This window comes from Mesorhizobium sp. M0802 (assembly GCF_040320115.1).
Lineage (GTDB): Bacteria > Pseudomonadota > Alphaproteobacteria > Rhizobiales > Rhizobiaceae > Mesorhizobium.
Window position 1 is genome coordinate 19,435 of sequence record NZ_JAMYOY010000026.1, and the last position, 21,492, is coordinate 40,926.

Genomic DNA, 21,492 nt, shown 5'->3' on the forward strand with positions numbered 1-21,492 from the left:
TTAGCGGGGCTTATCTCCCCCCTCGAGGGGGAGATGTCGCCGAAGGCGACAGAGGGGGTCGGTTCGACTAGGCTCGGCCTCCTGCGGCAGATGGAGGTTGGCGCTTCACGCGATGCGACCCCCTCTGGCCTGCCGGCCATCTCCCCCTCAAGTGGGGAGACTCGCGGTTTCAGCAAACTCCGCCACCAGCCGCTCATATTCCTCAAAGGCCGGCAGCGCCTCGTAACTGTGCACCGCAGGCGTCGTCGCCCAGGGCAGCTTCTCGCTGGTCCATGTCTCGATGAACGGCGTGAACCAGCCGGGCTCGTCGAGCATGGTCGGACGCAGATTGACGAACCAGTCGAGCCCTTCGGGGCGCGTGAACATCCAGCTCATGCAATGTGGGCAGAAGAAATGTTTCGAGGCGCCGTGCAGCCCGCCGATCACCGGCTCGCCTAGCGTGATCTCGAAGCCGTCGGAGCGAATGGCGGCGCTTAGCGAATAGGCGCTGGCCGACATGGTCTGGCAGCCGGTGCAATGACAAGCCATGGTCAAAAGCGGCTTTGCGGAAATCTTGAGCCGCACGCGTCCGCAGCGGCATCCGCCTTCGGCCGGCAATTTCAGGGTTGGCACGGCAGTCTCCCACTCTTCGAAGCGCGGTGCTTCAGTCGCCGGTCAGCGCCTTCGTCGTCACCAGCGTGACGCCGGCATCGGTGAAATCAGCATTGTACCGGGCGATGATCTCGGTCGCGGTTTCGCCTTCAGTGTCCAGCGTCGAGTGCGCATCGGAAACGACAGTGACGCCGAGGCCCTCGGCCAGGGCGCCCTTGACGGTGCCGGCGATGCAGAAATCGGTTTGCGCTCCGGCGAGCACGACTTCGCCGGCCCACTGCCCGGCCACCCAGGCGCCAAGCTCGGCATTCGAGAATGCGTTGCGGACGGTCTTGGAGAATGTCGGCTCGTCCTTGGCCTGGCCGAGTTCCGGCCATACCGGCCAACCCGGCTCGCCCGGCGCCAGCGGATCGCCGGCCGGCCCGTCATGCCGCACGAACGCGATTTTTCGCCCGCTGCGCCGTGCCCAGTCGATCAATGAGCGGGTACGCTCGGCTATGCCCGGCGCATCATGGATCGGCGGCTCGACGCGCCCGTCGAACATGTTGGTCTGGAGATCGATGACGATGAGGGGAGCGAGGTTTGGCATGGCGAGAAGATAACGCGGGCGATGGGAGGGTCAAGACGGCGAAGCTGCTGATCTCCCCCTTGGGGAGATTACATGTACCTCACCCGATTCCACCCGCGACCACGTAAGCACCAGCCGTGCGTCCATCCTCCAGCCGGATGACGGCCGTAACGATCGAGCCGTAAGCGCCTCGCCACACACTGTGCATTCTTTCGTGCTCGCCGGCGGGCACCAGGATGCGACCGTGAAAGCTTGTGCCGCTGCGCCGCAGAGCGACCGGTTCGCCATTGACGTGAACCTTGACGCCAGCGGTCTCCGCATCGAGTTCAACCGTCACGGCGATCTCGGCCTGGTCTCCTCGCCGCGTCGTCTCGGCAACAAGCGTAAGCCTCGGCGCCGGCGCATCGCTGGCCCGCAATCCACCAGGCCGCCCGCAAACACATCGTCCGGCAATTCCGGCGTGCGCGGCGGGCTGGTGCGGCGTTGGGTGGCGCGCTCGTAATCGCCGGCGAGCCGCAGCAACTCCGCATCATCATAGGCCTTGCCCGCAAAGGTCAGCCCGACCGGCATGCCGATATCGGCCATCGTTCCCATCGGCACGGTGACGGTCGGAATGCCGAGATGACGCCACACCAGATTGCCGTTGGCAACCCAGGTGCCGTTGCGCCAGGCGATTGCTGCAGAGGTCTCGTTGACGTCGGCATCGGCCGGGCCGACATCGGCGACCGCCGGCAGCACGACGGCGTCGAGCCGGTTCGCGTCCAGCCAGTCCTCGAAGTCGATGCGCCGCGTCGCCTCCAATCCCTTCAGACCTTCCGCCAGCGTTGGAATATCCAGCAATGGCGTCACGCCCTGTTTGGCGCGTGTGACATAGTCCGCCAGATCGAAACCGTCATCGCCATAGCGGTCCGGCAGCGCGCCCGGCGGCTGCGGGAAAATCTTTGGGCCGTCGACCGCAGCCAGATCGGGGATCGCCGGATCGGCATTTGCGCGCAGGAAATCGTCCCAGCCCCAGATGCAGAGATCCCAGATTTCGCGCTCTGCAAAGGCTTCCGGCACCAGCCCGCGTTCGACCATGGTTTTTGTGCCCGGACGGTCGCGCTCATAGTTCGAGACGACGGGGAAATCGACCTCGACCACCTCCGCGCCGAGCATTTCCAGGTCACGCGCCGCCTGCCGCCAGAGGTCGAGCACCGAGGCGCGGGTCTCGATGGGTTTGGGCGCGCCGCCGTCGCGGCCAATATACATTTTCGGCACGCCGAGGCGTTTGCCTTGTAATGAGCCTTGCAGTTGGAGCGCAGTGTAGCTTGGCGGCCTGAGAGCAGCGCTTTTCGCGATCGACACCCAAGGCTGCACACGCCAGAAATCGCCGCGCGTCTCCGCATCGTCGGCGACGATCACATCCAGCAACTCCAGCATGTCGGCAATGCCGCGCGTGTGCGGCACCACCACATCCATGGTCGGCACCAGCGGCCAGTTGCCCCTGACCGAAATGACGCCGCGCGACGGCGTGTAGGCGACAAGTGCATTGTTGGACGCCGGCGCGCGGCCGGAAGACCATGTCTCCTCGCTCAGCCCGAAGGCGGCGAAGCTGGCGGCGGTGGCCGTGCCCGAGCCGTTGGACGAGCCGGAAGCGAAGGCGGCGGTCAAATAGTCGGCATTGTAGGGGCTCTCGGCGCGGCCATAGACACCACGCTGCATGCCGCCATTGGCCATAGGCGGCATGTTGGTCAGCCCGATCAGCACAGCACCACCGGCCCTCAGCCTGGCAATGGTGAAAGCGTCCTCGTTGGCGACGAGATGCTCGAAGGCGGGCGAGCCGGCGGCCACCGTCAGGCCCTTCACCTTATAGCTGTCCTTGGCGGTGTAGGGGATGCCGTCGAGCGGCCCGAGGGTGGCACCATTGCGCCGCCGCAGGTCGGACGCCGCCGCCTCCTCGAACATTGCCGGGTTAAGCACCGGCACGGCATTGAGCGCGATGCCATGGCGGTCGTAATGCGCGATGCGCCTGAGATAAGCGCCCACCAGCTCGACGCTGGTGACGGTGCCGGCCTCCAGCGCCCGGCGCAGGTCGGCGATCGTGGCTTCGACGAGCTGGAGGTTGGGCATGGGATTCTCGAGATGCAGCGGCAAATGAGTCTTCGCATCGTGCGATGCGAGTGTCACGCCGCAAACGAAAGGCGTGACGGCGACGCTTATGCACTCGGCTCACAGCATCTTGCTGTCGAGCTGGCCGTTTTCCTTCATCAGGTCGAGATAGGTCTTGGCTCCGGAACTGCCGTGGCCTGCCGCCTTGAAGAACCATTTGGCGGCTTCCTTGTAGTTTGGTTTCCCATCGACGCCGCGGTAGTAGAGCGAGCCCAGACTGAACTCGGCATCGACGCTGCCGGCCTTTGCGGCTTCCAGCCACCAGGACTCGGCAGCCTTGTCGTCTCTGGCAATGCCCACGCCGTTGGCCGAGGCATACGCTAAGGCGAGCTGGGCATCGACATTTCCCTGCCGCGCCGCCTTGAGCCACCAGCCCGCCGCATCCGCACTGCTTTGCGCAACGCCAGCACCCTCGGAATAGGCTGTGCCGAGCGCTTTCTGCGCGAATGCATTGCGCTGGTCGGCGGCTTTGCGCCAGAGCCTTGCCGCCTGAACGGGGTCCTTCGTTACTCCTAGACCATCCCAATACAGTCCACCGAGAGCGAACTGCGCAAGGTCATTGTCCTTGTCGGCAGCCTTGCTCAGCCACTCGAATGCCTGCCTTTCATCCTTCCCGACGCCCTGCCCGTCCCGATACACGAACCCCGACATTATACTGCGCTACCACATGGCCTTGGACAGCAGCCTTCATCCACCATCGGAAGGCCAGATCATTGTCTTGCGCAACGCCGCGGCCCTGGCTGTAGAGGATACCAAGCATATATTGAGCGTCGGCGTTTCGCCCGTCGGACGCCTTTTGCGCCCAAGTCGCGGCCAACGCATCGTCCCGTCCCACGCCTTCGCCGAGCGAATACGCCCGGGCCAGATTGGCACCGGCTTCGGCATTCCCCGCTTCCGCGGCCTTGCGCCACCAATAGACCGCCTGCTCGGCGCTCTTCTCGACGCCTTGGCCCATCGAATAATATCCGCCCAGATTCGACTGGGCGAACACAAAGCCCTGATTGGCGGCTTTGCTCATCCACGCAAACGCCTGGCCGTCGTCCCTAGGGGTACCTTTTCCCTGGCCATAAGCGGCCGGCACCGCGTATTGCGCTTCTGTCAGACCGGTGGTTGCGGCCTTCATCCACCACCCGAACGCAAGGCGGTCATCCTGCTCAACGCCGTGGCCCCGCGAGTACAAAGTGCCCAGCAAAGCCTGGGCATTCGGCTCACCCAGATCGGCTGCCTTTTTCACCCACACTATGGCGGCCTGATCATCCTTCTTGACGCCTTGGTTAAGATAGTAGGCGCGTCCGAGACAGAAAGCGGCCTCCAGGCTTCCTTGGTCAGCCGCCTTGCGCCACCATGAGGCAGCCTGCTCGAAGCTTTGCGCAACACCCCGACCCTGCGCATACAGGACGCCGAGGGCGTACTGAGCGTTCGCATTGCCCTTGTCGGCTGACTGCCTGGAAAACTTCAACGCCAGTTGATCGTTTCTTTCGACCCCTTGGCCATTTAAATAGACTTGGCCGAGAGAATATTCAGCCTCCCCGCTCCCCTGATCGCCCGCCTTGCGCCACCAATAGAGCGCCTGCTCATAACTTTGCGCGACCCCTTGGCCCTGCCAGTACAACACGCCGAGCTGGTACTGCCCATTCATGTTGTGTTTATCGGCGGCCTTTCGTGAGAAACTCTCGGCAAGCCGACTGTCCTTTTCAACGCCCCTGCCCATAAGGTAGGCCTGACCCAGTGCTGCTATGGCTTCCGCATTGCCGCCATCGGCGGATTTCTTCCACCAATACACCGCCTGGCTGTCGTTCTGAGCCACGCCCTCACCGCGCCAGTACAGCGCACCAAGCTGGCCTTTTGCGTCAACATTGCCAGCGTCCGCCATGATCTTCATTTGACGGAATACCTCGGCATAATCCTTTGCCTGGAGAGCCGCTGCACCCTTTTGTGCCGCTGACCACTGCACATAGTAATTTCGGCCAGGACCGAGCAGCACAAAAGCCGCCAGCAACACCACAACGACGGTAAGGACCCCTCGGCGACGCGACGAGGGCGGGCTGTAGACAGGTGTATCCACTTTGGGCGCCCAGTCGTTGTTGCTCACCGTCCCCAATCCATTTGCAGCCACCAGTAATCCATAGCGCAAGCCAGGCTGTTCTGGAATATCCAAAGCATTTGATGTCGCTACTGCGGTGCGCCGGCGAACAGGATTTCGCCATCGCCGCCAGCCGCCGGCCAATCCCTGATGGTGCGATCGTCGCCGCCGGTGAGCAGCGTGCCGTCGGTGGCGAAGGCAACGGCGTAGATCGGGCCGGTGCGGCTGTCGAACATGGCGGTCTGGCCGCCGGTGCCGACATCCCACAGCCGCGCCGTGCCGTCGAGCGAGCCGGAGGCCAAGCGCTTGCCGTCGGCCGACAGCGCCAGCGTATAGACGGTGCCTTCGTGACCCTCGAAGCGGCGCAATTCCCTAAACGTGTCGAGGTCCCAGAGCTTGATCGTGTAGTCGCCGCTGCCGGTGACGACATGATGGCCGTCGGCGGTGAAGACAGCGCCGTAAGTGCCCTGCTCGTGGCCGTGCCAGCTTCGCAATTGCTTGCCGCTTTCGACGTCCCAGAATTTCAGCGTGCCGTCGATGGAGCCGCTCAGCGCGCGCGTGCCGTCGGGCGAGATTGCGACCGTGCTGATCGGCCAGTCATGTCCGGTCATCACATGCAGCACCGATTTGTTGACGAGATCCCAGACGATGACGTTGCCGGTGTCGTGGCCACTGACGGCGCGCTTGCCGTCCGGGCTGATCGCCAGCTTGCGCACGCCGCCATTCGCGCCCGACGAGAAGACATGCAGCACCGCGCCGTCGGCAAGCTTTCGCAGCACGATCTCGCCATCGTCGCCGGCGGTCAGCGCGGTTGCGCCGTCGGGCATGAACAGCGCCGTGCGCGCCATGTCCTTGTGTTCACCAAGGTTGCGGATCAGCCGCTTGCCGGCGATGTCCCAGAGCTTGATCATGTGGTCGGTGCTGGCGCTCATGACGTCGCGGCCATCGGCCGAGACGGCGAGCCAGACGACGGCGTCGCGGTGGCCGTCGGGCTCGGTCGGCAGCGCCGGCGGAGGCGGCGGCAACGGCGCGACGGTTTGCGGTGGCGTGGCCGGAGCCGGCGGTGGAGCAGTCTCCGGTGGCGGTGTCGCCGGAGCGAGTGCGACTTGTGGCGGCTGAGGGGGAGCAGCCGGTGGCGTAGGCTGCGCCGGCTCGGGCGGTTTGGCTGCCTGCACCGGCGGAGTTGGCTCGGGCGGCATGGTGACCTGCGGCGAACTCCGCGGGGCCGGTGGCGTCGCCAGGTCCGGCGGGACACCGTCGATGCCCTGGTCCTTCGGCTCGGCTTTGGGTTCGTTCGGGGCGGCCACCTCAGCGCCCGGGCCGGCGTCACGCGCCCAAGGGAAGTGGTCGGCCAGCAGCGCCAACACGGCGAGCACCGGCAACATGAGGAAGGCGCGCCGCAGACCGGGGCGGCCCTTTGGGTCGATCTCGGCGTCGCGGCCAAAAAGCGGCGTTCCAGCAGGCTGGCTTCGCCGACCCGGCAGCAGTCCGGCCCAGAACAACAGGGCGCCAAGCAGGCAAAGCCCGCCGACGGTCAGGAACACCACCGGTCGCAGCGTGGCTGGGCCGTGCAGCATGTGATCGATCCCGCTCCAGCTGAAATCTCTGTCGCCGAGCAGCAGATACGCCCGCACCAGACAAGCCAAAGCGGCCGCCAGCAGCGGAAGCGCAAACAGCCTTTCGGCCAACCTGTCCATCGGACTCCCCCTCCGGTGCCGCACCTTGCTCATCATGCGGCCGCCGCAGCGAAACAAATAGTGCAAAACTGCGCCCACGAAAGTGGGCGCGATCACGCAGCCAAATTCACTTCAATTCGACCCATACCGGCGCGTGGTCGCTGGCGCCGTCCTCACCTCTGACATCGCGGTCGATGCCGGCAGCGGTGAGGCGGCGCGCCAGTTTCTTCGACAGCAAGATGTGGTCGAGCCGCAGCCCGGCATCGCGCGGCCAGCGGTTGCGGCGATAATCCCAGAATGTGTAGAGCGTTTCCTTCGGATGCTTCTTGCGGAGCGCATCGGTCCAGCCCTGCTCGAGCAGACGCTGGAACGACGCCCGGCTTTCCGGCTGCACCAGCGCGTTGTCGTCATAGGAGCGGGTGGCGTAGATGTCGCGCGGCTCGGGCACGATGTTGTAGTCGCCGACCAGCGCCACCGGCAGGCCGGTGTCGAAGAGTTCTGCGGCATGCGCCTCCAGCCTTTCATGCCAGGCCAGCTTGTACTGGAATTTCGGCCCCGGCTGCGGGTTACCGTTGGGCGCGTAGAGACAGGCGATGACGACGCCCGACACCGCCGCCTCGATGTAGCGGCTCTGCTTGTCGGCGGTATCGCCGGGCAGTTCGTCACGGGTCAGCACCGGCTCGGCTCCTCGCGCCAGTATGGCAACGCCGTTCCAGGTCGGCTCGCCCTTCCACACCGCGCCATAGCCGGCGTAGGCCAGTGCCGTGCGCGGAAACTGCATGTCGCGCGCCTTCAGCTCCTGCAGGCAGACGACATCGGGCTTGGCTGCCGCCAGCCACGCCAGCAGGTTTTGCAGCCGGCTGTTGACGTTGTTGATATTGAAGGTGGCGATTTTCATTTTCTGATGCCGAGGGCGCCCCTCGCTAGGGTCTGCGCGCGTCGCTTCGCTCCTTGCTCCGCCCTAGGATGACGAAGCCGATAGGCCTGCCGCCCATGCCTTCGCCGTCTCTGCCAGCGTCTTCAGATGATCCGCCGTCGAAAACCCCGACACGCTCTTGCGCGGCTTCAGGTCGTGGTCGCCATCCTCCAGCCAGATCACCTCGATGGCTTTGGAAAGGCCGTAGGTCCCGACCTCTTCTTTCGTGCCGAACTCGTCGCGGGTGCCCTGGAAGATCAGCGTCGGCGTCTTGAGGTCGGCGAGATGTTTTGTCCTGAGTTGCTCGGGCTTGGCCGGCGGATGAAAGGGATAGCCGAGGCAGACGAGGCCCGAAATCTCGCCCTTGGCGAACATCTCGTCGGCAACCATCGAGGCGACGCGCCCGCCCATCGACTTGCCGCCGATGATCAGCTTCCCGGTGACGCCCCTCGCCCTGAGGTCGGCGATTGCCTTGATGTATTCCGGGTTGACCGTCTCGGCACGCGGCGGCGGCTTGCGCTGGCCATAGCGTCGCGCCGCCATATAGTGGAATTCGAAGCGCGCAACCTGGAAGCCGGCTGTGGCGAGCGCCTTGGCGGTGTCGGTCATCGAGGGGGAATCCATCGACGCGCCGGCGCCGTGGGCCAACACGATGGTGACTGGGGCGGTTTCGTTACCGTCGAAGAGGAAGGCGGTCATGGGGTGCGCTGCCAGTAAAGGCCGAGTTCCTTCGCGCCCCCCTCTGTCCTGCCGGACATCTCCCCCTCAAGGGTGGAGATTGGCAGTTTCAGCGCCTCACGGACCTCGCGACGATAGTGATTGGCGAAAGCGATGGCGACATCCAATCTCCCCCCTTGAGGGGGAGATGGCCGGCAGGCCAGAGGGGGGCGCTCAAGCGCTGCCATTGCGCCCTACCCCGCCGTCCGCGCCAGCTGCAGATCGACGAACTGTATCCCCTTTTGCGCAGTGCGCGCCCATTCGCTGTCAGCATCGAGTTCGAGATAGCGCACCCAGTGGCGGCGGGCTTCGGTCAGATTGCCGGCGTCGAACTCCAGCCGGGCAAGGTTGAACACCGGATCGGCGTAGCTCTTGTCGAGCGCGATGGCCTTGACCAGATGCCGGCGCGCCGAGGCGATCTTGCCTTCGTCGCTCATCAGCCCGGCGAGGTTGAACCAGGCCTCGACGAACGCCGGATCGAGCTTGATCGCTCTTGCATAGTCATGCGCCGCGTCGGCCACGCGACCGGCGCCACGCAAGCAATTGGCGCGGTTGAACGCGGCGATGGCGTCGCTCGGATCGATGCTGAGGCAGCGTTGGTAGAGCGCCGCGGCATCGTCGTGCCGGCCCTCCTCTTCCGCGCTTTCAGCCTCGGCGAACAATTCTTCCAGCGTGTCGTCGCCGGCTGCGCTTGCGCTGCCGAGATCGAACAGCAGCTGGCCGTCGAGTTCGCTCTGGCCATCCTCGAGATAGATCTGATCGGGCCGGCCATGCTGCGAGCCGACATTGAGCGATTTGGCGGTGAGCGAAGCGACCGGACCGGAGCGATGCACGGAGCGCGCGATCGCGCCCCAGGATGCACCGCCGGCGACCAGCCCGGCATATTTGCGGGCAAGGATCAGATCGCGGAACGAGTAGGGTTCACAATCGTGCTCGAAGGCGTCAAACAGGCTGAGCAGGTCGAGGTCGGCACCGGACAGTCTGGACTGGTCGACGAGAGACTGCCTGGACAGCGAAGACGCCTCCGGCGCCTTCATCAGACCAAGCAGGCGCAGGAAGCCATTTTCGCTAAGGAGTGTTCGGCCAGCGGAGCCCTCGGCTGCAACCCGGCGCTCGATCTCGGCATCGCCGCCCTTCGCCGTGCCGGCCTTGGCGATCAGCGTTCGGCCGAACACAACATGGCTGGTGCGCCTGGTGACGCCGCGCCGCAACTGGCCGTGCTGACGCTCCACCTCACGGGCCGCGAGCCGCAGCGGAAATGCCGCCAGCGCGCCGATGGCGCCGAAGACGGCGCCCGGGATTATACCGGTCGGCGCCGTCACCCCTTGCTCTTGCCGACGGCCTTGAGCAGATTGGCCTTCAACGGGTTTTCCTTGGCCGCACCCGCCTTACCCTTGGCGGCAGGTTTTTCAGCGTCGTCGGCCTTGCTCTTCGACTTGGCCGGCGGCTTGGCTGATTGCGACAGGCTCGCCTTCAACGCGTCCATGAGGTTGATGACATTGCCACGCTCGGGCGCCGCCGCAATGATCGGCTTATGGCCCTTCAGTTTCTCGCGGATCATCGTCATCAGCGCGATCTCGTAGCGGTCCTCATAATTCTTCGGATCGAAGGTGGTTTCCTTCTGCTTGATCAGCGCTTCGGCCAATTGCAGCATTTCGGGATCCGGCTTGCCAGCCGGGATGTTGCCGAAATATTCAGCCGTGCCGCGCACTTCGTTCGGGTTCCTCAACGTACACACGAACATGCCGTTCTCGCGCGCGCCGATCGTCACCACGCGCTCGCGGCTGGACAGGACAAGGCGGGCAATGGCCAGCTTGCCGGATTTGCGCATGGCCTCGCGCAGCACGGCGAAGGTTTCCTCCGCCATGGCGCCATCCGGCGCCATGTAGTACGGCGCATCCTGATAAATGACGTCGACCTCGTCTTCGTCGACGAAGGCCTCGATGTTCATCGTGTGATTGGATTCGATGCGCACTGCTTCGAGGTCGGCCTCATCGATGATGATGTACTGCTTGTCCTCGTATTCGTAACCCTTGACCAAGTCCGCGCGCTCGACGAGGCCGAGTTCAGGGTCGACCGGCTTCATGTTGATGCGGTTGTGGGTCTTCTTGTGCAATTGGTTGAACGATATGCGCTCGCTGGTCGTCGTTGCCGGATAGAGCCGGACCGGACAGCTGACGAGGCTGAGCTTGAGGTAACCTTTCCAACTTGCCCTGGGCGCCATGATACTCTCCTACGCGGCCACGCACTGACATTTCAGACTGAGCATGATCTTCTCCGAAAACCGGTTCCCACGTTTCGGGATCATGCTTACTGCAGCGCTTCGTCCAAAGGACGAATGGTGCTGCGGAAATCCTACACCGATCTGGCACGATACAGGCAAATCCCTAGCGAAATCTTCCAGTCGCCATGAAGGTCCAAGGCCGAGAATAATTCAAATTGTCCGAAGCGTCGATGGACTTGGAGGAAACAGGCTATGCCCGTGGGACAGCACCCCCCTCTGGCCTGCCGGCCATCTCCCCCGCAAGGGGGGAGATTGGATGTCGGCATCGCCTTCGCCAATCGCCGACGTTGCAGGAAAACTGCCGTCGGCAAAGTTGCCGATCTCCCCCCTTGCGGGGGAGATGTCCGGCAGGACAGAGGGGGGTGTGCCGGATCGCCAACACCTCCCGATCTACTTCCCCGAAAACACCGGCAAATCCCTCGCGAAATCCTCCATGTCCGCCCAGGGGTCGCCCGAGGTCGCCAACAACCCCGGCAGCGAGGAATAGTTCAGATCCTGCGGCGCATCGATCGTCTCAAGGTCGCTCCAGCTCACCGGCGTCGACGCCGGCAGGTTGGTGCGGGCGCGCAGCGAATAAGGCGCCGCGGAGGTGTGGCCGCGCGCGTTGCGGTGGTAGTCGATGAAGATGCGGCGCTTCCGGTTTTCCTTGCCCATTGTGGTGGTGAAAGTGTCGGGCGCCGTGGCCGCCAGATGCGTGGAGATGGCGCTGGTAGCCTGGTGCAGCTTCTTCCAGTTCTGCTTTTGCGTCACCGGCACGGTTATGTGGATGCCGCTGCCGCCGGATGTCTTGGCGAACGGCACCAGGCCGAACCGCTCCAATTCGCCCTTGATGTGGACGGCGGCCTCGACCACCTCGCGCCAGGCGATGCCCTCACCCGGATCGAGATCGAAAACGATCTGGTCGGGCTTGTCGAGGCTCAAGCGATGCGTGCCCCAGGTGTGGAACTCAACGACGCCGAACTGCGCCAGTGCCAGATAGCCTTTTGCTCCCTCGACCGACAGATAGGATTTGGTTTCACCTTCGGAGTTGGTGGCGTCAAAAGTGACCACAGAGGGCGGCATGCCGGTGAAGGCGTGGCGCTGGAAGAAACAGTCCTTCGGCAGGCCCGTCGGGCAGCGCACCAGCGACACCGGGCGGCCCATAATGTGCGGCAGCATGAAATCGCCGACCAGCGCGTAATAGACGGCGATGTCGAGTTTGGTCGGCCCGGTCTTGCCGAACAGCCGCCGCTCCGGATTGGTCACCCATATGGTGGCGAGATCGGCTTCGGCGATCAGCCGCTTGCGCTTCGGCGACACCGGCGTCGACAGGCCGACATCCCTGAGGCCGCGAAACACACCGTGGCGCAGCGAATTGTCGGCCGTGCGGTTGGCGTAGTGGATGCGGGCCGACAGCATCGGCCGCACCCATTTCATCTCGCGCATGATCTCGCGCGGCACACCCTCGGGTGCTGTCGCACCGTCGCGCAGCGGCTGCAGCCGGGTCAGCAAGTCGCCCGCCGTAGCGGCATCGAAGCCGGTGCCAACCTTGCCGCGATAGTGCAGTTCGCCATCCGCGAATTCAGCCATGCCGAGTGCCGCCAGTCCTTCGGCCGCGCCGGAAACGGTGTAGCCGGCGATGATGAAATCGCCGGTCTCCAGCGCCTTGACCTTGGTCCAGGTCTTGGTGCGGCCGCTCTGGTAGATGGCGTTGGCGCGCTTGGAGACGACGCCTTCCAGCCCAAGGATCGAGGCCTGATCGTAAAGCCCCTGCCCGTCGCCTTCGACATGGTCGCTCAGCTGGATGGCGGAGTTAGCGCCCTGCCCGGCTAGCAGTTCGGCGAGCAGGGCCTTGCGGTTTGCGAGCGGCGCCTTGCGGAGGTCCCAGCCGTCGAGATGCAGCAGGTCGAAGGCATAGAAATGGAGCTTGCTGCCCGCACCCGCCGACAGCGCATCCTGCAGCAGCGCGAAACGCGAGATGCCCTTCTCGTCCAGCACCATGATCTCGCCGTCGATGATCGCCTGGCTGAGGGGCAGCCGGGAAAAGGCTTGCGGCAGGTCGCCGTAACGCTTCGTCCAGTCGATGCCGCCGCGGGTGATCAGCCTGACCTCGCCATCGGCGATATGCGCCATGGTACGGTAGCCGTCGAATTTTATTTCGTGCAACCAGAGTTCACCTGTGTCTTCCACCGGCCCACCCGGTGGCTTCGGCACCTGCGTGGCGAGCTGCGGCTCGATGCGCGACGGCGGATCGCCCCTGATCGCGCCGGGCAGTGCACCGGGTTTCAGCGCGCCGGGTTTTGGCGGCAGCCGCGCCGGCTTTTTCGGCGGCGCCACCAGCTCCTCGATGCGCTTGCCGGTCTTCACGCTTTCCGGCCGCGCTTCCAGAATGTCGAGGCTGGTGTCGGAGGCGAGGTCGCGCTCCTTGAACAGCAGCCAGTTTTTCTTCTCGCTGTCTTCGCCGGGCTTGGGCTTCAGACGGGTCAGCATCCAGCCGCCATTCAACTTGTCGCCGGCCAGCCGGAACTTGAAGGCGCCGGTGCGCAGGCTCTTGTCGACATCGTCCATCGGCGCCCAGGTGCCGGTGTCCCAGACGATCATCGGCCCGCCGCCATATTCGCCTTCGGGAATGACGCCCTCGAAGTCAATATATTCGAGCGGATGGTCCTCGGTTTCGACCGCCAGCCTTTTGTCGGCAGGGTTGAGCGAGGGGCCGCGCGGCACCGCCCAGCTTTTCAGCACGCCGCCGACCTGCAGGCGCAAATCGTAATGGTCGGCGGTGGCGTGATGCTTGTGGACGACGAAGCGGTTGCCGTCGCCTGAAATAAGCCCGCCCGCCGGTTCCGGCGTCTTCGTAAATTCGCGCTTGGCGCGATAGGCCTTGAGTGTTGGCGGGGTTGGCATGGGTCAGGCGGGAGCGGCGGCGGCGGACGAACCTTCCCGGCGCCGCGTTCCTGCACAGTGCTGTCCCGCCAACATTTCAAATTTCCCAGCGCGGTGCGAAGAATGTGGAGATCACGCTCAATCGTCTGAGGCGGGCGTCAGGTCTAGCTCGGCCGGGGACAGCCCTTGCTGGAGCTGGCTCAGCCGGAACTCGTCGACCCAGTAGGCCTCGCCGTCGACCAGCACGCGGGCCGAGTAGACGCCGCCGGAAAAGCTTTGCGCGGTGACGTAGACCTTGTGGCGGTCGAGCGCCTTGCGCACCGCGGCGCGCTTGGAATTCTGGCTGGTGACGGAACTGGCCATGGCTCACTCATACACAAGACCGCAAGACATGGCGGCGGCATAAGGATGCTGGAGATCGGCCGCTCTGTCAATTTTGACCGCCTGCTTCTGGCAGCGCTACGATCCGACGGCAGCAAAAAACCGCTGCGCCTCGGCAGCGGACTTTGCAATGGCGACGACAATATTCGGTTAGGGGTCCGAAGGAATTATGAGCGCCGTGACGCGCGAGAGCTGCTGACGCCGGTTCAGCGTCGGCTTCTCGTAGATCTTCTTCATTGGTATCCCATGGCCCCCAATGACCGCCGGCAAAGGCGCTTGCGGCTGGGTTTTGTCAAGGGAAGCGCTGTTCTTCCGCCGAACAGCTATGGAAACTGGAGGAGCGGCCGCTATAGTTTTCCTCAGCCCCAAGGAGAACGGCAATGACCCTCAGCACCCGCAAACTCGGCAGCCAGGGGCTGCAGGTCTCGGTGATCGGCCTCGGCTGCATGGGCATGAGCCAGTCCTACGGCCCTGCCGACGAGGCGGAATCGATCGCCACCCTGCACCGAGCCATCGAACTCGGCTGTACCTTCCTCGACACGGCGGAAGTCTACGGCGCCTATGCCAATGAAGAACTGCTCGGGCGGGCGCTGAAGGGCCGGCGCGATGAGGTGACCCTTGCCACCAAATTCGGCTTCCGCATCGAAAACGGCAGACAGGTCGGCACGGAGCGTGACAGCCGGCCCGACCATATCCGCGAGGCGCTGGAGGGCTCGCTGAAGCGGCTCGGCACCGACCATATCGACCTTTACTACCAGCATCGCGTCGATCCGGCGGTGCCGATGGAAGACGTCGCCGGCACGGTCGGCCGGCTGGTTGCCGAGGGCAAGGTGCGCTTCTTCGGCCTGTCGGAAGCGGGCGCGGCGAATATCGGCCGTGCGCATGCCGTGCACCCTGTCTCGGCGCTGCAGAGCGAGTATTCGCTTTGGGAGCGCAATCTGGAGCCGGAGATCATCCCGCTGCTCAAAAGGCTCGGCATCGGCCTGGTGCCGTTCGCGCCGCTCGGCCGCGGTTTCCTCGCCGGCGACGTCAAGCGCGCCGAGGATTATCCGGAAGGCGATTTCCGCCGCGGCGACCCCCGCTACCAGGGCGCCAACTACGACGCTAATGTCGCGGCTGCGGCTGCGGTGCAGGAGGTGGCCGCGGCCAAAGGGGCAAAGCCCGCACAGATCGCGCTGGCCTGGGTGCTCGGCAAGGGCGACGGTTTCGGCATTGACATCGTGCCGATCCCGGGGACAAAGCGGCGCAAGTATCTCGAAGAAAATGTTGCTGCGGCCGCGATCACGCTCGACGCGGCCGAGATAGCTGCGCTCGATGCAGCCCTTGCGCCGGGCAAGGTCTCAGGGCCGCGCTACAATGAGCGGGTGATGACGACGATCGACAGGTAGAGGCGTCTAAGCTGCCAATCTCCCCCCTCGTGGGGGAGATGCCTGGCAAGGCAGAGGGGGGCGCGAAGGATCGCCCGCATCAAGTATTCTGCGTAGAGGTTAGCTCAAAGATGTAAGTGAAATTGGCCAATGTCGGCGGGACAGCGCCCCCCTCTGTCCTGCCGGACATCTCCCCCACAAGGGGGGAGATTAGCAGTTTCAGCCCCTCGCCTCACCTTGCGTAATCGATTTTCCTTGGCTAGCATCCTCGGGTCGGCGCCGTGCGGAGGAGAACGTTGCGGCGGACCGGCTGGAGCGCCTCGCGTCCCCTCGGGGCGTTCACAGGACACTCCATTTTTGAATTGACGCAAGGACCGTCCCGAGCCGCTCCCGGTTTCGGGCTCCTGCGTTCATGTGGAGGATATCTGATGAACAGACGCGAATTCCTGTTGTCGACCGTGGCGACCGGCGCCATGGGGCTGGCCGCGCCCATGGCCTTTGCCGCCGACAAATTGACCATATTGGGCTCGGTGCCCAATCTCGGCTTTCCGTTCTTTGTGCACATGCTGAACGAGATCAAGGCGGAGGCGCAGGCGCAAGGCGTCAATCTGACCGAGAGCGACGGCCAGAACTCGGCGCCGAAGCAGACCGCCGACATCGAGGCCGCACTTGTGCAGAAGGTCAACGCCATCGTGATTTCGCCGCTTGACGTCAACGCGCTGGCGCCGGCGATCGAGGAAGCGGTCAAGGCCGGGGTTCCCGTGGTCACTATCGACCGCCGCGTTGACGGCGTCGAGGGCATTCTGGCCCATGTCGGCGCCGACAATGTCAAGGGCGGCGAGGCCGAGGCGCAGGCCATGGTGGCGGCGTTCCCCAACGGCGCCAAGCTGTTCCATTTGCAGGGCCAGCCGGGTGCCGGGCCCGCGATCGACCGCAACAAAGGCGTCCACAATGTGCTCGATCCGCTCAAGGACAAGTACCAGATCATCTTCGAGCAGACCGCTAATTTCGCCCGCGCCGAAGCGCTGTCGGTGACCGAGGCCGGGCTTGCCGCCAACGGCAAGCCGGACGCCATCATCTGCGCCAATGACGACATGGCGCTCGGCGCGCTCGAAGCCTGTGCCGCGCGCAACTTCACCGACGTCAAGATCTACGGCTTCGACGCGCTGCCGGAAGCGCTGGTCGCCGTGCGCGACGGCAAGCTCGCCGGCACGGTCGAGCAGTTCCCCGGCGAACAGTCGCGCAGGGCGGTGCAGATCGCGGTCGCCTTTGCCAGGGACAAGACCGAGCCGAAGGAGAAGCTGGTGCTGTTGACGCCGATCGTCATCGGCAAGGATAATCTCGACAAGGCGGAGAGGTTGAACGAGACGAAGTGAGAGTAAGGCCCATGACGGGTGGAGGTCGCGCTCTGTCGCGCCCCCCTCTGTCCTGCCGGACATCTCCCCCACTTGGGGGGAGATTGGCCGTCACGTCTGTTTTCGCCAATCGCCAACGTTGTAGAAAAAGTGCTGCCGGCTGCTGATCTCCCCCCGTGTGGGGGAGATGTCCGGCAGGACAGAGGGGGGCGCTGTCCCCCTGCCTATCGCAATCCGGGAGCAATGCTTGTCCGCCGTTGAACCCGCCGCATCATCGCCCCCGCTCCTTTCCGTCGAAGGCGTGACCAAGCATTTTTCCGGCGTCACCGCGCTCAGCGACGTTTCGCTCGAGGTGCGGCCCAGTGAGATCCTTGGCCTGCTCGGCGAGAACGGCGCCGGCAAGTCGACGCTGTTGAAAATCCTGTCCGGCGTGATGCCGCCGTCGAGCGGCCGCATCGTCTTCGACGGCGCCGACTACGCGCCGTCCAGTCCGCAGGATGCGAAGCGGCATGGGATCGTCACCATCTATCAGGAACTGAGCCTGATCCCGACGCTGACGGTTGCGGAAAACATTTTCATCGGCCGCGCGCCGCTCGGGCCGCTCGGGCTGGTCAGCTGGCGCAGGATGGAGGACGCGTCGCGCGCGATCATCGCCCGCGTCGGTCTCGACATCGATCCGGCGACGCCGGTGTCCTCGCTGTCGGTAGCCGAACAGCAGCTGGTCGAAATCGCCCGCGCTCTGTCGCTGGAAAGCCGCCTGATCATCATGGACGAGCCGACCTCGGCGCTGACCGAGACCGAGGTGCAGAAACTGATGTCGATCATGGACAGGCTGCGCAAGGACGGTGTCGCCATCATGTTCGTCACCCACCGGCTGGAGGAAGCGTCCGCCATTTGCGACCGCATGACCGTGCTGCGGGACGGCAGGCTGGCCGGTCATCTCGACCGTGACGGCCAGCCGATCCAGATCCCGAAGATCATCGAGAAGATGGTCGGCCGCGCCGCCTCCGAGCTCTACGCGCGGCCGACGCAGCGCGATGTCGCCGGCGAGGTCCGGCTCTCGGTGCGAGGCTTGCGAACGGTGCGCGATCCGCTGGCGCCGCACGCCATCGTGCTCGAAGGCGTCGACCTCGATGTGAAGGCCGGCGAAATCCTCGGCGTTGCCGGTCTCGTCGGTTCCGGCCGCACCGAGCTTGCCCGCGCCATTTTCGGCGCCGACCGCATCGCGGCGGGTAACATCACGCTGGACGGCAAGCCGATCGCCCCGGCCTCCCCCGCCGACGCCATCAAACTCGGCATCGGGCTGGTGCCGGAAGACCGCAAGCACCAGGCGATTTTTGCAGCACTTGGCATTCTCAACAATTTCTCCATCGCCTCGCTCGGCCGCTACAGCAATGGCGCCGGCTTCATGGCCGAACGGCGCGAGCGCGAGGCGCTGGCCGGCTATCGCAAGGCACTGTCGATCCGCATGGCTTCGCCCGAGCAGGCGATCGAGGGGCTGTCCGGCGGCAACCAGCAAAAGGTGATCCTGGCCCGCTGGCTGGCGCGCGACCCGAAAGTACTGATCGTCGACGAGCCGACGCGCGGCGTCGATGTCGGCGCCAAGGCCGAAGTGCACCAGATCCTGGTGCAGCTTGCCGCACGCGGCATCGCCATCATGATGATCTCGTCGGAGCTGCCGGAGGTGCTGGCAGTGTCGGATCGCATCGTTACGATGCGGCGCGGCCGTATCACCGGCGAAATGCCGGGCATCGAAGCGACCGAGGAAAAACTGATGGAACTGATGGCGCTCGACCGCAAGCAGGACACAACGCAATGACCAGCACCACCGAACAGACCCAGCGCAGCGGCATCAACATCGCGCGGCTTCTGATGAGTTTTGGGCCGCTGATGTTCCTGGCGGTGTTGATCGTCATCTTCACCGTGCTGAAGCCGAGCTTCATCGATCCAATCAACCTGTTCAACATTTTGAGGCAGATCTCGATCACCGGACTGATCGCGCTTGGCATGACTTTCGTCATCCTCACTGCCGGCATCGACCTGTCGGTCGGCTCGCTGCTCGCCTTCTGCGGCATGGTGGCCGCGGTGGTGGCCAAGGGCGGCACCGCCAACACGCTGTCGCTGTCGACCACGGGCACGCAAGGCTATGGCTGGTTCGCCGCCTTGCTTGCCGCCGTCATCGTCGGGGCGCTGGCCGGCGGCGTCCAGGGCTTTGCCATCACCCGGCTGAAAGTACCGCCCTTCGTCGTCACGCTGGGTGGGCTCACCGTGTTTCGCGGCCTGACGCTGACCATCTCCAATGGCGGACCGATCTCCGGTTTCGACGCCTCGATGCGCTGGTTCGGCACCGGGCTCATCGGACCGGTGCCGGTGCCGGCGATCATCTTCGCGGCGGCGGCCATCCTGTGCCACATCGTGCTGCGCTATACGCGCTATGGCCGCGCCGTCTATGCCGTCGGCGGCAATGCCGAGGCCGCACGCCTGTCGGGCCTGCGCGTCGACCGCATTCTGATCTCGGTCTATGTCATCGTCGGCTTCTTCGCCGGGCTGGCCGCCTTCGTTTTGTCAGCACGGCTCAACTCCTCCGAAGCCGTGGCCGGCATCGGCTACGAGCTTACGGTGATTTCGGCCGTGGTCATCGGCGGCACCTCGCTATTCGGCGGCATCGGCTCGGTCGGCGGCACGGTGGTGGGCGCAGCACTCATCGGCGTGCTGCAGAACGGGCTACAGTTCAACAATGTCTCTTCCTACACACAAAGCATCGTCATCGGCCTGATCCTGATTCTGGCCGTGGCCTTCGATCGTTGGCTGAAGTCGCGGGTGAGGCGGTGAGGGATCGGCCATGGTTCAGATCAGGGCGATGACAGAGAACGATGTAGCGTCGGTATCGCGGCTGCTGGGAGAGTCTTGGCGGCGCACCTATTCGTCGATCCTGGGACCTGAAAATACCGCGCGGCTCTCGGACGACAAGCATGCGCCCGAGCGGCTGGCAGCCGAACTTCTGGACGACAACAAGATGTCGTTCGTGGCCGAACGGCCGGACGGTTCGATCGCCGGCTACGCGATGGCGGCGATGGACGATCGTGGCGATGTCCTGCTCGACCGGCTGCACATCGACAAGTCAGAGTTCGGCAGCGGGCTCGCCACCGACCTGCTGCACGCGGTGCTTGTCGCGCATGCCGGCATCCCCAGCATTGCGCTGGAAGTGATCGAGGGCAACGACCAGGCGATCGCCTTCTATCGCAAGCACGGTTTCGAGGTGGTCGAACACCGCCCGGCCGCGCACGGCGTCGCCGGCCATGCCTCGCTGATCATGCGCCGGCTGCTGTCGAGGGCGTGAAGTGAATGGGAAAACCGCAGTAGTCAGGGCCCTACTGCCCTAACCCCTGCGCCGCCACCGCCTGTGGACCGTCCTCGTCGTCCGGCATATCGAGAATTTCGATCAGCCGCGCCACCTTCGTTCCCGGCAAGGGGCGGCCCTCGTTGACCAGCGCCTCGTCGGCACCGAGCCAGGCGAACGCCTCGCGCAGTTCTTGAAGGGTGGCGCCGGTCAGCGCGATGTCGGCTATGACCGCCTCGTCTACCGGCCCCAACACCGAAATGATATCGTCGCGTGTCATGGTCACCTCCATGCTAAGTGCCGGCAGGTCGTCGAGTTGACGCGGGGATCCGGCCATCCAGTCAACGGATTGCGAGCGAAAGCCGCCGACAAAGCAGAATCTGGGTCTTCTTTTCGACTAAGCAAGGTGAACGCGCCTTTTGCCTTCAAGCAGCCGAATGCCGATCGATGCTGTAGAGATGCACGGGATAGCCGGGACCGATGGCGTCGCGTACCCGGCCCGTCCAGGCACGAACCGCCGGATAAGCCGCCAGCGCAAAGCCGCAATCTTCGGCACGGTGGCCGTAGGCATAGACAGCAATGTCGGCGATGGTGAGCATGTCGCCGACAAGGAACGGGGTGTCGTTCAGGCTGCGCTCCAGCGCTGCCAGCGTGCGGGCGCCGGCTTCGCGCTTGGCCGGAAGCGTCGCCTGGTTGCGCTCCAGCCTTCCGGCCAGCGTCCAGAAGCGCAGGGAGCCGATGACCGGCTCGACATGGTACTGTTCGAAGAACAGCCATTGCATAACTTTCGCGCTGACATAGCGATCCGCCGGCAGCAAGGGCGTGCCTTCGGCGAGATAAATGAGGATCGCATTCGATTCGGCGATCGCACGGCCATCCTCGAGTTCGAGCACAGGAACGGCGCCGGCCGGGTTGAGCTTCAGGAAGGCGTCGGTGTGGCTCTCGCCCTCGAAAATCGACACCAGGCGGCTTTCATAGGGAATGTTAAGCAGGCCGAGCACGACCCTCGCCTTCCAACCGTTTTGCGACGGCAAATAATCATGAAGCGTGAGCATGGCTGTCCTTTCGCTGCGGTCGACGCCTGATTTGCACGGTGCCACGATACCGGCCACCCGAATCCTGCAATATGTACGCGCGGAAACAGATAAACTATACGCATGTAGGGTTTTATTGACTTCGCTGTATGTGCGATTTACCCGATAAA

22 protein-coding genes are annotated in these 21,492 nt (G+C 64.4%); 6 read left to right on the forward strand and 16 right to left on the reverse strand.

All coding sequences use genetic code 11. The features are described from left to right. Window positions 1-147: 147 nt before the first annotated feature. From NKI10_RS27400 to NKI10_RS27465, 14 genes are all read right to left on the reverse strand, one after another. Window positions 148-612: a GFA family protein gene (locus NKI10_RS27400; protein WP_352862369.1), complete on the reverse strand. Its 465-nt coding sequence runs from the start codon at window positions 610-612 to the stop codon at window positions 148-150. A 31-nt stretch (window positions 613-643) separates the two neighbouring features. Next, window positions 644-1,180 (reverse strand): isochorismatase family protein, encoded by a 537-nt coding sequence (locus NKI10_RS27405; protein WP_352862370.1) that lies wholly within the window; start codon window positions 1,178-1,180, stop codon window positions 644-646. A gap of 79 nt (window positions 1,181-1,259) precedes the next feature. Next, entirely contained in the window at window positions 1,260-1,496 is a 237-nt protein-coding gene (locus NKI10_RS27410; protein WP_352862371.1) for a hypothetical protein, read from the reverse strand. Continuing rightward, window positions 1,493-3,268, reverse strand: coding sequence for an amidase (locus NKI10_RS27415; RefSeq protein ID WP_352862372.1), 1,776 nt, complete (start codon window positions 3,266-3,268; stop codon window positions 1,493-1,495). Before NKI10_RS27415 ends, NKI10_RS27410 begins: the two co-directional genes overlap by 4 nt. Window positions 3,269-3,367: 99 nt before the next feature. After that, window positions 3,368-3,958 (reverse strand): tetratricopeptide repeat protein, encoded by a 591-nt coding sequence (locus tag NKI10_RS27420; protein ID WP_352862373.1) that lies wholly within the window; start codon window positions 3,956-3,958, stop codon window positions 3,368-3,370. Continuing rightward, window positions 3,912-5,399, reverse strand: coding sequence for a tetratricopeptide repeat protein (locus NKI10_RS27425; RefSeq protein WP_352862374.1), 1,488 nt, complete (start codon window positions 5,397-5,399; stop codon window positions 3,912-3,914). The genes NKI10_RS27420 and NKI10_RS27425 overlap by 47 nt, the downstream gene beginning before the upstream one ends. A gap of 80 nt (window positions 5,400-5,479) precedes the next feature. Then, on the reverse strand, window positions 5,480-7,087 hold the full coding sequence (locus NKI10_RS27430; protein ID WP_352862375.1) for a WD40 repeat domain-containing protein: 1,608 nt from the start codon (window positions 7,085-7,087) through the stop codon (window positions 5,480-5,482). 106 nt (window positions 7,088-7,193) lie between these two features. After that, window positions 7,194-7,964, reverse strand: coding sequence for an exodeoxyribonuclease III (locus NKI10_RS27435; protein WP_352862376.1), 771 nt, complete (start codon window positions 7,962-7,964; stop codon window positions 7,194-7,196). 63 nt (window positions 7,965-8,027) lie between these two features. Continuing rightward, the gene (locus NKI10_RS27440; RefSeq protein WP_352862377.1) at window positions 8,028-8,681 is read right to left on the reverse strand and encodes an alpha/beta hydrolase family protein; all 654 of its coding nucleotides are present in this window, start codon (window positions 8,679-8,681) and stop codon (window positions 8,028-8,030) included. Next, window positions 8,678-8,827 (reverse strand): hypothetical protein, encoded by a 150-nt coding sequence (locus tag NKI10_RS27445; RefSeq protein WP_352862378.1) that lies wholly within the window; start codon window positions 8,825-8,827, stop codon window positions 8,678-8,680. Before NKI10_RS27445 ends, NKI10_RS27440 begins: the two co-directional genes overlap by 4 nt. Window positions 8,828-8,893: 66 nt before the next feature. Further along, on the reverse strand, window positions 8,894-10,021 hold the full coding sequence (locus NKI10_RS27450; RefSeq protein ID WP_023699156.1) for a tetratricopeptide repeat protein: 1,128 nt from the start codon (window positions 10,019-10,021) through the stop codon (window positions 8,894-8,896). Beyond that, window positions 10,018-10,923 carry a non-homologous end joining protein Ku gene (gene ku, locus NKI10_RS27455; protein WP_023685883.1) on the reverse strand — a complete coding sequence of 302 codons (906 nt, stop codon included), beginning with the start codon at window positions 10,921-10,923 and terminating at the stop codon, window positions 10,018-10,020. The genes NKI10_RS27450 and ku overlap by 4 nt, the downstream gene beginning before the upstream one ends. 450 nt (window positions 10,924-11,373) lie before the next feature. Then, the gene (ligD, locus tag NKI10_RS27460; protein WP_352862379.1) at window positions 11,374-13,866 is read right to left on the reverse strand and encodes a DNA ligase D; all 2,493 of its coding nucleotides are present in this window, start codon (window positions 13,864-13,866) and stop codon (window positions 11,374-11,376) included. Between the two features lie 117 nt (window positions 13,867-13,983). Then, a complete protein-coding gene (locus tag NKI10_RS27465) occupies window positions 13,984-14,208 on the reverse strand; it encodes a hypothetical protein (protein WP_023673483.1) in 225 nt (74 codons plus the stop codon). A gap of 45 nt (window positions 14,209-14,253) precedes the next feature. Between NKI10_RS27465 and NKI10_RS27470 the strand changes: the two genes are divergently transcribed. From NKI10_RS27470 to NKI10_RS27495, 6 genes are all read left to right on the forward strand, one after another. Next, window positions 14,254-14,610, forward strand: a complete 357-nt coding sequence (locus tag NKI10_RS27470; protein ID WP_352862380.1) for a hypothetical protein — start codon at window positions 14,254-14,256, stop codon at window positions 14,608-14,610. Next, complete coding sequence (locus NKI10_RS27475; protein WP_352862381.1) at window positions 14,607-15,614, forward strand: aldo/keto reductase; 1,008 nt, start codon at window positions 14,607-14,609, stop codon at window positions 15,612-15,614. Before NKI10_RS27470 ends, NKI10_RS27475 begins: the two co-directional genes overlap by 4 nt. A 407-nt stretch (window positions 15,615-16,021) precedes the next feature. Next, entirely contained in the window at window positions 16,022-16,969 is a 948-nt protein-coding gene (locus NKI10_RS27480) for a substrate-binding domain-containing protein (RefSeq protein ID WP_352862382.1), read from the forward strand. A gap of 166 nt (window positions 16,970-17,135) precedes the next feature. Continuing rightward, window positions 17,136-18,767 (forward strand): sugar ABC transporter ATP-binding protein, encoded by a 1,632-nt coding sequence (locus NKI10_RS27485; protein WP_502897583.1) that lies wholly within the window; start codon window positions 17,136-17,138, stop codon window positions 18,765-18,767. Continuing rightward, window positions 18,764-19,780 (forward strand): ABC transporter permease, encoded by a 1,017-nt coding sequence (locus NKI10_RS27490; RefSeq protein WP_023685887.1) that lies wholly within the window; start codon window positions 18,764-18,766, stop codon window positions 19,778-19,780. Before NKI10_RS27485 ends, NKI10_RS27490 begins: the two co-directional genes overlap by 4 nt. Before the next feature lie 10 nt (window positions 19,781-19,790). Continuing rightward, the gene (locus NKI10_RS27495; RefSeq protein WP_352759564.1) at window positions 19,791-20,288 is read left to right on the forward strand and encodes a GNAT family N-acetyltransferase; all 498 of its coding nucleotides are present in this window, start codon (window positions 19,791-19,793) and stop codon (window positions 20,286-20,288) included. A 31-nt stretch (window positions 20,289-20,319) separates the two neighbouring features. Here NKI10_RS27495 and NKI10_RS27500 read toward each other — a convergent pair whose 3' ends face one another. Beyond that, on the reverse strand, window positions 20,320-20,568 hold the full coding sequence (locus tag NKI10_RS27500) for a hypothetical protein (RefSeq protein ID WP_352862384.1): 249 nt from the start codon (window positions 20,566-20,568) through the stop codon (window positions 20,320-20,322). A gap of 145 nt (window positions 20,569-20,713) precedes the next feature. Then, window positions 20,714-21,343, reverse strand: coding sequence for a glutathione S-transferase family protein (locus tag NKI10_RS27505; RefSeq protein ID WP_023703088.1), 630 nt, complete (start codon window positions 21,341-21,343; stop codon window positions 20,714-20,716). Between the last annotated feature and the right edge of the window lie 149 nt (window positions 21,344-21,492).